This window comes from Chlorobium sp., from assembly GCF_021740465.1.
Taxonomy (GTDB): Bacteria; Bacteroidota; Chlorobiia; order Chlorobiales; family Chlorobiaceae; genus Chlorobium.
On record NZ_JAIOZR010000016.1, the window covers coordinates 35,489 to 47,175 of the forward strand.

The 11,687-nt window shown below is 54.1% G+C and carries 14 protein-coding genes and 1 pseudogene; 7 read left to right on the forward strand and 8 right to left on the reverse strand.

Annotation, left to right across the window (positions count from 1 at the left end):
- Positions 1-18: 18 nt before the first annotated feature.
- Both K9G39_RS08260 and K9G39_RS08265 read right to left on the reverse strand, forming a co-directional pair.
- Positions 19-693 (reverse strand): class I SAM-dependent methyltransferase, encoded by a 675-nt coding sequence (locus tag K9G39_RS08260; RefSeq protein ID WP_292004451.1) that lies wholly within the window; start codon positions 691-693, stop codon positions 19-21.
- A 71-nt stretch (positions 694-764) separates the two neighbouring features.
- The gene (locus tag K9G39_RS08265) at positions 765-1,874 is read right to left on the reverse strand and encodes a UDP-N-acetylglucosamine 2-epimerase (protein ID WP_292004452.1); all 1,110 of its coding nucleotides are present in this window, start codon (positions 1,872-1,874) and stop codon (positions 765-767) included.
- Positions 1,875-2,061: 187 nt separating this feature from the next.
- Here K9G39_RS08265 and K9G39_RS08270 point away from each other — a divergent pair, with 187 nt between their 5' ends.
- Entirely contained in the window at positions 2,062-2,934 is an 873-nt protein-coding gene (locus K9G39_RS08270) for an LptA/OstA family protein (RefSeq protein WP_292004453.1), read from the forward strand.
- Positions 2,935-3,014: 80 nt separating this feature from the next.
- Here K9G39_RS08270 and K9G39_RS08275 read toward each other — a convergent pair whose 3' ends face one another.
- On the reverse strand, positions 3,015-3,272 hold the full coding sequence (locus K9G39_RS08275; RefSeq protein ID WP_292004454.1) for a zinc ribbon domain-containing protein: 258 nt from the start codon (positions 3,270-3,272) through the stop codon (positions 3,015-3,017).
- A gap of 244 nt (positions 3,273-3,516) precedes the next feature.
- On the opposite strand from K9G39_RS08275, the gene recO reads away from it, so the two are divergent.
- Both recO and hemL read left to right on the forward strand, forming a co-directional pair.
- Complete coding sequence (gene recO / locus K9G39_RS08280) at positions 3,517-4,302, forward strand: DNA repair protein RecO (protein WP_292004455.1); 786 nt, start codon at positions 3,517-3,519, stop codon at positions 4,300-4,302.
- A 160-nt stretch (positions 4,303-4,462) separates the two neighbouring features.
- On the forward strand, positions 4,463-5,758 hold the full coding sequence (gene hemL / locus K9G39_RS08285; protein WP_292004456.1) for a glutamate-1-semialdehyde 2,1-aminomutase: 1,296 nt from the start codon (positions 4,463-4,465) through the stop codon (positions 5,756-5,758).
- A 77-nt stretch (positions 5,759-5,835) separates the two neighbouring features.
- Here the strand turns inward: hemL and K9G39_RS08290 are convergent, their stop codons facing one another.
- The 3 genes from K9G39_RS08290 to K9G39_RS08300 are packed head-to-tail and all read right to left on the reverse strand — an operon-like array spanning position 5,836 to position 6,842.
- Positions 5,836-6,174, reverse strand: coding sequence for a DUF190 domain-containing protein (locus tag K9G39_RS08290; RefSeq protein WP_292004457.1), 339 nt, complete (start codon positions 6,172-6,174; stop codon positions 5,836-5,838).
- Positions 6,171-6,554: a fluoride efflux transporter CrcB gene (gene crcB, locus K9G39_RS08295; RefSeq protein WP_292004458.1), complete on the reverse strand. Its 384-nt coding sequence runs from the start codon at positions 6,552-6,554 to the stop codon at positions 6,171-6,173. Before crcB ends, K9G39_RS08290 begins: the two co-directional genes overlap by 4 nt.
- Positions 6,555-6,611: 57 nt before the next feature.
- Positions 6,612-6,842 carry a hypothetical protein gene (locus K9G39_RS08300; protein ID WP_292004459.1) on the reverse strand — a complete coding sequence of 77 codons (231 nt, stop codon included), beginning with the start codon at positions 6,840-6,842 and terminating at the stop codon, positions 6,612-6,614.
- Positions 6,843-6,865: 23 nt separating this feature from the next.
- Between K9G39_RS08300 and K9G39_RS08305 the strand changes: the two genes are divergently transcribed.
- The 4 genes from K9G39_RS08305 to nrfD all read left to right on the forward strand — a co-directional run bounded on the left by K9G39_RS08305 (position 6,866) and on the right by nrfD (position 11,285).
- The gene (locus tag K9G39_RS08305) at positions 6,866-7,183 is read left to right on the forward strand and encodes a hypothetical protein (RefSeq protein ID WP_292004460.1); all 318 of its coding nucleotides are present in this window, start codon (positions 6,866-6,868) and stop codon (positions 7,181-7,183) included.
- A gap of 317 nt (positions 7,184-7,500) precedes the next feature.
- Positions 7,501-9,717 (forward strand): molybdopterin-dependent oxidoreductase, encoded by a 2,217-nt coding sequence (locus K9G39_RS08310; RefSeq protein ID WP_292004461.1) that lies wholly within the window; start codon positions 7,501-7,503, stop codon positions 9,715-9,717.
- A gap of 3 nt (positions 9,718-9,720) precedes the next feature.
- Positions 9,721-10,287, forward strand: a complete 567-nt coding sequence (locus K9G39_RS08315) for a 4Fe-4S dicluster domain-containing protein (protein WP_292004462.1) — start codon at positions 9,721-9,723, stop codon at positions 10,285-10,287.
- 2 nt (positions 10,288-10,289) lie between these two features.
- Positions 10,290-11,285, forward strand: a complete 996-nt coding sequence (gene nrfD / locus K9G39_RS08320; RefSeq protein WP_292004463.1) for an NrfD/PsrC family molybdoenzyme membrane anchor subunit — start codon at positions 10,290-10,292, stop codon at positions 11,283-11,285.
- 71 nt (positions 11,286-11,356) lie between these two features.
- Here the strand turns inward: nrfD and K9G39_RS08325 are convergent.
- Positions 11,357-11,545 (reverse strand): annotated as a pseudogene (locus K9G39_RS08325) (heme-binding protein); the annotation flags it as partial.
- A gap of 18 nt (positions 11,546-11,563) precedes the next feature.
- Positions 11,564-11,687, reverse strand: a 124-nt coding sequence (locus tag K9G39_RS08330; RefSeq protein WP_292001562.1) for a transposase, incomplete at its 5' end; no start/stop codon positions are given.

Here is an 11,687-nt window from a genome sequence, read left to right on the forward strand (position 1 = left end):
TTCCATATACCTCCTCTGCTACCGAAAACATTCAACCCGCCACACGCCGAGAGCCTTGTCGGCATAGGCTCCGTCTTCCTCGCAGCACCCTTCGAGCAGCAGTTTTTCCGGTTCAGGAAGAGAAAACGGCGGCTGGAGGAAATTAAGCGGCCTCCAGTTCCCGATCTCGATATCCGTATTGCTCCTCTCACTCCCAACGAAAGTAGTCATAAAGACATACCGGATGCAGCTTCTTGCAATATTGTGGAACACATCCATAATGGCGGCATAGGGCAGATGCACCAGGCAGTCGCGACAGAGCAGCGCATCACCGAAGGGAAGCGGATCGCACGTGAGATCGAGCACCCGGAATTCAGCATGCGGGTGCGATTCACGAAACAGGCGGCTGTTGCGCTCGATCACACCGGGCACAATGTCGCCGCCGATATAGCGCCTGAAAGGATACTCGATACTGCTGAGCCAGGAAAAGTCACCGCACGGCATATCGAGCAGGATTGCAACGCCAAGCTCCTGAAACAGCAAGGGCAACTGCCGGCGCAGCTCCGCTGTGGCATCGAGCTGCGAGCCTACCCCGGAAAGGGATTCGTCACTTGCCCAGAGATTGTTGCGGTAAATGTAGTCGAACACCTCCTGAGCACCAAGTCCGCACAAGGTGTCGCGGACTTGGTGCTCAGCAATTGTAGGTGGCCGCATGGGGATACCGTATTGTAAAAAACACCAAGGCAAGAAAAACATCCGGCTCTCGACAAACGTTCTTCATGTTCTTACAGCACCCGGTCGAGCACCTCGACGATGCGAGTGGCGGCAGCGCCGTCCCATTTTTCCGGAATCTTGTTGCGCTTTGAACTGTGTGCGTGCTCTCCTGAATGTAGAATGTCGTCAATGCGGCTCATGATGTCCTCCTCGTCGACCCCGACAAGCACGTTGGTGCCGATTTCGATGGTGGCGGGACGTGCGGTGTTGTCCATCATGGTTAGACAGGGCACATTCATGACTGTCGACTCCGCCTGCAGCTCTTCGGAATCGGTGATAAGCAGTACCGAGTCCCTCAAAAGCGCCAGCAGTCCGGCATGGCCGGGATGCGCAATCATCACGAGACCCTCCACCCCGCTGAACGCCTTGTCCAGCTTGTGCTGTTTCATGATATCCTCAAGCCCGGCGGCAAGGGGCACAAGAACGGTGGTCAGGCCCGACATTTTCTTCAGCAGCCGGAGGGTCATTTCAAGAGGCTCTCTGGCGGCAATTGCTCCTGCCGGGTTCAGCAGCACGAGTGCATACTTTTTCGGCTGGAGACCCAGTTCGGCCGCAAGGGTTACCCGCTCGGCCTGCTCCATCAGGGCGACAAGCGTATCGATGGAAAGATTTCCGGAAAAGAAAACCTTTTCATCGGCAACTCCTTCGTTAATCAGATTGTACTCGCCGCTGTGCTCGCTTATGAAGTGAAGATCCGCTATGGAGTCGATAAGAATACGGTTGATTTCGTCTGCGTCGCTACGGTCGTGAGAGCGCAGTCCCGCATCGGCCACTGCGACCGGTATACCGGACTTCGTTGCGGCAAGTGCTGCCCCGAGAGCGGCGTTGTCGCTTCCGCACACCATCACGAGAGCCGGAAGCTCCCGGGCGAGAACGGTTTCCATGCCGGTTATCACCAGGGCAAGCTGCTGAACCGGGGAATCGTCACCAAGGGTAAGCGTGTGGCACGCTTCGCCTATACCGAAACAGCTCGACAGCTCCCTGCTGAGGGGTTCTGCACTTTTTGGTGAAGCGAAAACCGCAACAGGCCTGAATGTCCCGTTTTTTTTCAATGCATTATATAGGGGTGCGAGTAAAAGAGCGCCTGGCTTGCCGCCGGCGGCCAATAGTAATTTTTTCACAGTAAAAACAAAGCTTTGTTACATTAGGATAAAGATCTTTCATGAACACCTTCCGACAGCTGCAGGAGACCCGCATTGCATTGCCGGACTCCCGCTTTCGAGTATGGTACAGGTACCAGGAAAAACAAATGATTCAATGAGAAAAGTTTCTTCACTACCGTTATTCACCGCTTTTCTGCTGCTTTTTATGGCTGCATCCGTCCCGGTACCGGTTCATAATACACTGCAGGCGGAACAAAAGAAAATTATTCTCCTGAACGCCGACACCATTGAAGGCGGTGAAACCTCCGGCGGCGCTACGCCGCAGCCCTTCCGCTCGGTGATCGGCAATGTGCGCTTTCAGCACGGCACCGTAACCCTTGCCTGCGACCGCGCCACCGAATATGAAGAGGAAAAGAAGATTGCGCTCTCGGGCAACATCGTCATAACCGACAACGAGGTTGAGGTCTATGCCGATAACGGGCTCTACTACCCCGACACCGAGCAGGGAGAACTGAGGGGAAACGTCCGGGGAAGAATGCGCGACGGAAGCCTGATGGCCAAAGCGCACAAAGCCGTGATCGAAAAAAAGAACAACCGGCTCTGGCTCTACGAGGATGCTGTCGCCTGGGGGAAAAATGAGCAGCTCAGCGGCGAAATTCTTATGGTGCATCTGAAAGAGAGCGGAGGAACGAAAAAAAAACAGACAGTCGATGAAGTTCAGGCGCACAAGAACGCACTGCTGGCAGCAAGGGATACCCTTTCGGCAAACCCTGTGCTCTACAACCAGATGAGCGGCGCAAAAATGGTAATCACCATGAACGACAACGCAAAAATATCGGGTGTGACCGTGACCGGGCAGGCAGAAAGCCTTTTCCACCTCTACAACGAAGAAAACGAGCCCTCGGGCATCAACTATTCAAGCGGAAAGGTGATCCGGATGTTCTTCATCAACGGGAAACTGGACAGGGTGAAAGTAACCGAAAACGTCGAAGGAAAGCAGTACCCCGATTCATATAGGGGAAACAGCAAAATCAATCTGAGAAAGTTCATCTGGAGGGAGCGGGAAAAACCGTTTTAACCGGACCCGACGCCCCAAACGAAAAAGCCTCCCCGTTTTGCGGGAAGGCTTCCTGTAGGCAGGCCTTTTCGGGACAACGTCTATTTGGCGAAGGGACAGCTGCCGGTGGAACAGCCGCCTGATGGGGCCGAGGGTGTTGAAGGTGCGCTCTTGCTGCCGCAATAGTCTGTGCCGTGGAAGCCCGAACCCTTGAGCACAAAACCGCCCGATGCGCTGATCACCCGTTCGAGAGCCTCTTTCTCGCATTTGGGGCATTTGGTGAGCGCGTCGTCGGTCATCTTCTGGAATACTTCGAGTTCGTTTCCGCAGCTTGAACAACGGTACTGATAGGTTGGCATTATTAATTCCTCCTTGATTAACAGGAATCTCTCCAAACCGGCCTCCGGGCTCAAACCGCCCGTGGCAATTTACAGAGATTTCACTATACGTTATACGTTATCGATTCTACAGGACAACCATGAACGGACGTTGTGCGTTCCGTCGCAAAGTTTCTGTATCGCATGCCTGCAATGGGAATTTCCGCTCCGGAGAGCGAAAGCTTTCGTATATAACTATATTTCCAAAAATAAAAAAGTTCCCGCCGTGATCGTCAAAACCCGAGCCGTGGTACTCAGAGAGATCAAGTACCGCGACCAGTCGAAGATCTGTACGCTCTTCACCAGGGAGTTCGGCAAAATCACGGTAATTCTCAAGGGAGCGCGAAACCCGAAAAGCCGCCTGTCGGGAAAATTCAGCCCCGGCAGCGTGCTCGATATCGTGCTCTACAGAAAGCCAAACCGCGAGGTACAACTGGTAAGCGAAGGCAGTCTGGTACACAGCCCGCTCACCTCCGAGCCGCACATGGAAAGGTTCGCGGCCATGTATCGTATTGTAGATATGGTAAGCAGCGCCGTTGACGGTGAAGAGAAAAACCTGCCGCTTTTCGAACTGCTTGAAGGAACACTCGAAGCGCTTTACCGGACAAAAAACCGCTTCGAGCTTCTGGTTGCATGGTTCCTGCTTCGCCTTGTTTCCATAATGGGCTTCGAGCCCTCCCTTCTGCGGTGCGTGTTCAGCGACCAGGAGATAGCTCCGGTCGTGGAGACAATGAGGCTTTGCGAGCTGCTCTTCGTGATGAATCCCGGCGGCATTGCCCTGCCCGGTGCGGCACTGCGCCGCACTGCCGTGCAGCGCGCCATCTCCCCCGATGCCTACCGCCTGCTCTGCGACATTGCAGCATCACCGCTTTCGGACCTCGAGGGCGCAAATGCAGGCGAAACCGAAACAACGATGCTCTGCAGCCTGCTCGACGAGTATTGCGCCCTCCACCTTGAACATGTGCCGCGAAAGAGAAACGTTGCCGTTGTCGCACAAATGCTCTCGAAATAACCCCCATTGGAACTCTAAGGGTTTTTATATCTGCGGGATGATTTATATCTTGGAGGATATTTTTCCTGGACGGCGCCTCAAGTAAATCTTCACAGGTTCCAATAGAGACATAGTGTCTTTTCTCGTTACCTAATCTAATTTCAAAACAGAACTGCTCGACATGCCTCAGCTAACCAAATCTGCAGAGCTCTTTGAGCTTGCAAAGAAGTTCATTCCCGGCGGCGTCAACTCCCCGGTCCGTGCGTTCAAATCCGTTGGCGGAACCCCGATCTACATGGCCAAGGGTGAAGGCGCCTACATGACAGATGTTGACGGCAACACCTACCTGGATTATGTCGGGTCATGGGGCCCGTTCATTCTCGGAAGCATGCAGCCCCGCGTAACTGCAGCCATTGAATACACCCTGCGGAACATCGGCAGCAGCTTCGGCACGCCGATCGAAATGGAAATCGAAATCGCCGAGCTGCTCTCCAGAATCGTACCATCCATCGAAATGGTGCGCATGGTGAACAGCGGCACCGAGGCAACCATGTCGGCCGTGCGGCTTGCACGCGGTTACACCGGCCGTGACAAAATCATCAAATTCGAAGGCTGCTACCACGGCCATGGCGACAGCTTCCTCATCAAGGCAGGTTCAGGCGTACTGACCCTCGGCTCCCCGGACAGCCCCGGCGTCACCAAAGGCACTGCCGCGGACACCCTGAACGCCACCTATAACGATATCGAATCGGTCAGACTGCTGGTCAACGAGAACAAAGGCGACATCGCCGCCATCATCATCGAGCCGGTAGCAGGCAACACCGGCGTCATTCCGGCCAAGAAAGAGTTCCTCGTTGCTCTGCGTGAGCTTTGCGACCAGGAAGGCATCATCCTGATTTTCGACGAGGTCATGTGCGGCTTCCGGGTTGCCCTCGGCGGCGCTCAGGAGCTTTATGGCGTCACCCCTGACCTCACCACGATGGGCAAAATCATCGGCGGCGGTCTGCCGGTCGGCGCATTCGGCGGCAAACGCCAGATTATGGAGAACGTCGCCCCTCTCGGCGCGGTCTACCAGGCCGGCACCCTTTCAGGCAACCCGCTTGCCCTGACTGCTGGTCTGGAAACCCTGAAAATCCTCATGGAGGAGAATCCCTATCCTGAACTCGAAAGGAAAGCGGCATTCCTCGAAGCAGGCTTCAGGGAGAACATGCAGAAACTCGGTCTGAACTACGTGCAGAACCGTGTAGGCTCCATGGCCTGCCTCTTCTTTACCGAAACGCCTGTTGTGGACTACAAGAGCGCCATCACCGCCGACTCCGCGAAATACGGCAAGTACTTCCACTCCATGCTCGACCAGGGCATCTACCTTGCCCCGTCGCAGTTCGAGGCCATGTTCACCAGCTTCGTGCATACCGAAGAGGATCTGGAAAAAACCGTCAAGGCGAACTACAACGCCCTCGTCGCCGCGCACCAGTAAGGCTGAGCAAAACGGCACACAAAAAAGGGAGGTTTTCCAGCCTCCCTTTTTTATTTTCCGCTTTTACGGTGGCGCATTCACTCGATAAAGGCAACATCGACCTCCTCGCGCGTCACCATAGCCCGATACCCCGACTCCCTTATCAAGGGCTGCAGAAGGGAAAAAAAACTTCCGATTTTTTCCGGAGTATCGACAAGTTCAACCACCATGGGCAGGTTAACGCCGAGTTCAATGAGCTTGGCGGTGTGCAGCTTCTGATCGTGACCGTAAGAGAGTACGCCTTTGAACACAGTGGCTCCGGCGATGCCCTGCTGCATGGCTTCATGCACGATTGCCTCGTAAAGGGGACGATGGGCAAGTTTCGCCTGTTCGCCCGTGTAGATGCGGAGCCGTTCGCAGGTATGCAGTTCCATCATGTCCAGAGTTTTGCGGTGAGCATTCCTGAATAAAGGGCAAGAAATCCGCCGGCGATGCTGCCGGCAAGGTAAAGGGTTGTATAGAGCACCTGACCGTCCCTCATGAGCGCGGCGTTCTCGTACATGTAGGAGGAGAAAGTGGTGAAACCGCCGCAGAAGCCGGTTACCAGAAAAAGCCGGGTTTCGGGAGAAACAATGGTGGTTGAAACCGCCAGCTCGCTCAAAAGACCGATCAAAAAACTGCCGAGCATATTGACCGCAAAGGTGGCAAACGGAAACCCGCTGCCGGCAAAGGGCATGAGAAGCGCTACCAGATATCGGGCTCCCGAGCCGATAAAACCGCCCACACCAACCAGCAGTACCGATGTTGCCGTTTTCAAGCTGTGGCCCCCTGAAAACCGGAGGTGGAAACAAAGGAGCGGAAGGTGGCTGAACAATCAGCGCTCATGGCCGCACGTCTGTCGCTCCTCGATCCGCTTGTGGGCGCAGCACATCTCGTCGAGAATGCCGAGCAGGGTGTTGAAAACGCCGAGGCAAATGATGGTCGGCGCCCAGAGGCCGATAAAAATGGCAATCAGCTCGTGGTTGGGTGCCGTGCCGAATATAAAGATATAGATCGACAACAGAATGGAAAGCCCGGCTCCGATGAAGTAGTAGAGTGGTTTCATAACCGCGTATGAATTAAATGCTGATGGATGTACTCGAATGTACTCATTCGCCTGCCGAGAAAAAAACCGCTCTTTCGGCTCCCTTTGTCCCGGAATGCGATCTTTTACGGACGGATTACCTTGAAAAACAAGAGGGGACTCATAGTAGACTATTAACAATTGTTGTTGCTTTTCTATATAAGGAAACATCAATGAAATATAGCGAACACCAAAATAAATCCATACACATATATATCAATACATCTATATGGTCATATATAAATAATCGAAAAAGTAATGCAAATCATTATAAAAATATCACTTATACAGGCGATCTTTCCTATGATTTTCATTTTGCATGATGTCGCAGCAACAATTATATTTATCACTTGTTCAATAATATTTACATCCATACGCCGTCACACCAAAGGAATTTCTCTTTACAGAAAACATTCCTTTTTCCGGCCTGGAAAAACATATTCGCGCTGCAATAAGCAGGAATTTCATCCGGCTTGCCTGACGCAGCACTCTCTGATCTCTTTATACTTTTTTCGCCTGCTCCTCGCGCATGGCACCGGAAGATGCTCTCGAATTCCTCCGGCAGAGGGCAGAAAGCCGAAAAAAACAGAAACTGAACAGTTCCAGTATTTCTATCAACACTCAGTAAGGAGCCTATCACATGAGCCAAGGCCAGAACATCAGCCGCCGGGACTTCATAAAGATATCTTCGATCTTCCTTGCCGGATCCACAGCATTGTCAGCCGGAGCGGCACAGGCATTTTCCGGAGCGGACTCTTCGGTCGGAGATGAGGGAAGCAAGGTGGTCTATTCATTCTGCGAACACTGCTTCTGGCGATGCGGCATCGCTGCGCATGTCCGTGACGGCAAGGTTTACAAGATCACCGGATCGGACCACCATCCTCTCAGCCAGGGCAAACTCTGCCCGAGAGGCACCGGAGGTACGGGACTGCTCTACGATCCCGACCGCCTTGCCCATCCGCTGATCCGCGAAACGAAAGACGGCAGGCAGTTCTACCGGAAGGCTACCTGGGATGAGGCCATCACGCTTGTCGCCGAAAAGCTTTACGGCATTAAAGAGCAGTACGGCCCCGGAGCACTTGCCATGCTCCACCACGGCTACGGCGTATCGTTTTTCAAGAACATGTTCTCGCAGATCGGCGTGAACAAATATGCCAAACCATCCTACGACCTCTGCTGCGGCCCCGCCCGCCAGGCAACGGTACTGACCTATGGCTACCCGAGCGATACACCTGAAGGGTTCGACATGAAGAACAGCAAGTACATGGTCTTCTTCGGCACCCATTTCGGCGAGAACATGCACAATACAGCAGTACAGGAGATCTCCGAAGGCATCCGCAGGGGAGCCAAAATCGTGGTGTTCGATCCCCGCTTCTCCACTCTTGCCGGAAAGGCCGAGCATTGGCTGCCTATCAAACCGGCTACCGATATTGCCATGATGCAGGGGCTCATGCATGTGCTCATCAGCGAAAACCTTTATGACAAGGCGTTCGTCGAAGCACATACGGTAGGATTCGACGAGCTCTGGGAGTCTGTAAGGGAGATGACCCCGGAAAAGGTTTCGGAAATAACCGACATTCCCGCAGACGATATTCGTACTGTTGCCCGTGAATACGCTTTCCATGCACCAGCTGCCTTCGTGCACACCGGACGGCGCACAAACTGGTACGGCGACGCCTTGCAGCGGATCCGGGCCATCCATATTCTCAATGCGCTGGTCGGCAATTTCAAGATGCCCGGCGGCGTGGTTGCCTTCCAGAAGTTCCCGCTCGTGCAACCGCCTCCTGCCCATGAGCACCCTGCCTACGAAAAAGAGGTGCACAGCAAATATCCCTTCTTCCCGGAGGACGAGCCGTCCAACACCATAGCCTCACATGAAATCATACAGCAGGCCATTTCGGGGGAGATCAAGGGGCTTCTGATTTACGGTGTAAACCTGCCGGAAACCATGACTCTCGGACGGGACAAGGCCATCGAAGCCATGAAGAAGGCGGAGTTCGTGGTAGCCGTGGACGTGCTGCCTTCCGAGGTTACCGGTTATGCCGACGTGGTGCTGCCTGAGTGCACCTATCTGGAACGGTATGACGATCTCGACAACGGCAGAGCCTTCCGCACTCCGTTTGTCGCGCTTCGTCAGCCCGCCGTGCCTCCCATGTACGATTCGAAACCGGGCAACCAGATCGCGAAAATGATTACCGAGAAATGGGGCATTCACGGAGCCTTCCCGCCGAGCGTTGAAAAAGGGCTCGACAAGAAGCTCAAACTGGTGGGCAGTTCCCTCGCCGAAATCAAGAAAAAAGGGGTGCTGGTGATGCCTGAAACCGATCTCTACCGCAAACCGGGAGAAGCGCTCAATCTGAAAACTCCGAGCGGCAAGGTCGAGCTGGCTTCGGCCCGGCTCAAGGCCGGAGGATTCGATGCTGTACCGAGATATACCCGGCATCCCGAACCACCGACAGGCTTCTATCGGATGCTGACTGGACGCAAGCCCATGCTGACTTTCGGCCGTACGGCAAACAACCGTTTCCTCGGCGATCTTGCCACGGCCAAGGAGAACGAGGTCTGGGTGAACAACCGCATCGCGGAAAAACACAGCCTTGAAAACGGCGAGTACGTACACCTGAAAAACCAGGATGGCGTAATTTCAGAGTTTCCGGTCAAGGTGAAGGTAACCCAGCGTATCCGTACCGATGCGGTTTACATGGTTCACGGTTTCGGCCATACTTCTGCCAAGCTTACCTGGGCCCACAAACGGGGAGCATCGCACAACCAGCTTATATCGAGAACCGAAATAGACCCGGCAATGGGCGCGGTAGGGTTCCAGAACAATTTTGTGACATTCATCAAGGAGGCATAAAGCGTGAGCAACAAGAAAAATTATGGAATGGTTATCGACACCAGGGTCTGTGTCGGCTGTTCGGCCTGTGTCTATGCCTGCAAGCAGGAGAACAGCGTCCCTGAAGGGTACTGCCGCGACTGGGTTGTGCAGGAGTCGGGAGGAGAGTATCCGAAACTGACCATGGAGAACCGCTCGGAGCGCTGCCAGCACTGCGAAAACGCGCCCTGCGTCACCTACTGCCCGACAAGGGCCTCGCACTATGCCGAAGACGGAACGGTACAGATCAACCGGTCGCTGTGTACCGGCTGCAAGGCCTGCATGGCCGCCTGCCCCTATGATGCCCGGTACGTGCATCCCGAAGGGTATGTGGACAAATGCTCGCTCTGCAAGCACCGGATCGAACAGGGTCTTGAAACCGCCTGTGTGTCGATCTGCCCTACCGGCAGCCTGAACCTTGTCGATTTCAACAATATGGACGAGAAGACAAAAGAGCTGTTGAAAGGTAAAATCGTTTACCGCCAGAAAGAACATGCAGGAACGGAACCGAGCCTGCAGTGGATTTCCGCAAGCAATAAACCTGGAGCGTAACAATGTTGGCAACTGCAGTTAATGAAATCGTCTCGACGAAAATCAACCCCAATGTGGTGCCGCATCTCCACATCTGGGAGTGGCACATTCCTCTCTACCTCTTTCTCGGAGGTCTGGCCGGAGGCCTGCTTGTGATCACATCGATCATGATCGTGCTGAAGCGAAAGTTCGGCATCGGCCCGAGAGATCAGGGGGATGGATGCCCATGCCTTGCCGTCCGCATCGGTTCGGTACTTTCACCGACACTGCTCGGCATCGGCATGCTCTTTCTCTTCCTCGATCTGGCACATCCTCTCTATGTGTGGGCATTCTACACCACCATTCAGCCGACCTCGCCCATGTCGGCCGGCAGCTGGATTCTGATCGCCTTTTTCCCTCTTGCCATACTGCAGGCAATGCTGGTCAACAAAAGGCAGCTCCGCAGCTTCAATATCGAACTGATCAACAAGGTTATCGACTGGACGGAAAACCACATGACCATCGTGGCGCTGGTCAATGCGCATATCGGCGTGGGCATCGGCATCTACACCGGCATCCTGCTCTCCTTCTTCTCAGCCCGCCCGCTCTGGTCAAGCTCCATTCTCGGCATGCTCTTTCTCGTTTCGGGAATATCGAGCGCTGCCGCGCTGATGCTGCTGCTTGCGCCCGAAGATGAAAAGCCTGTGTACAGCATGATCGACGCAAACGCCATCTGGATCGAACTGATGACGGTCGGCCTCTTTGTGCTCGGAGGCCTCACCGGATCGGCAAATACGCACGGAGCCATGATGCACCTGATCACCGGCGACATCAATCTGGCAGGCATGTCCTACATGTTCTGGTTCTGGGGAATTTTTATCGCCTCGGGCCTTGTCGTTCCGCTGCTCCTCGAGTTTCTTGAAGCGGCCGGCGTCCATATCAAATTTCCGAACGTCGCGCCCGTCATGGTACTTTTCGGCGGATTGATCCTCCGGTTCCTGATCGTTTTTGCCGGTCAAACCTACCACACCTTCATGTAGACTGATCGGTGCTTCTTCAGAGCGACAAAAAAGGGGCCTGTTGTTTTTGGCCTTTTTTTCTTCGTTACAGTTTACTCAACATCGATATGCACCTCGTTACGGCGCAAAAACGGAATGCTCCACGGCGGATCGTAGCTTGCCGCTCGAGGAGGAGAAAGGATGCGGTACCCTTTTTTTTCGAGCCACAGCGTCAGTTTCCCTGCATAACTCTGAAGATTGCTTTCGGAATGCAGACCCGAATACCGGATCACGGCAACTTTTTTGGGCTCCTCGCTATTTCAAGTGGGTAAGCCAAAATTAAGCTTCCCGCTGATCAGGTAGATCATATTGATGAGATTTTTGGTAGTGCGGTAACCCCGTGCCCGTGCTTTGGCCGCCTGGATGAGGCTATTGATTCCCTCA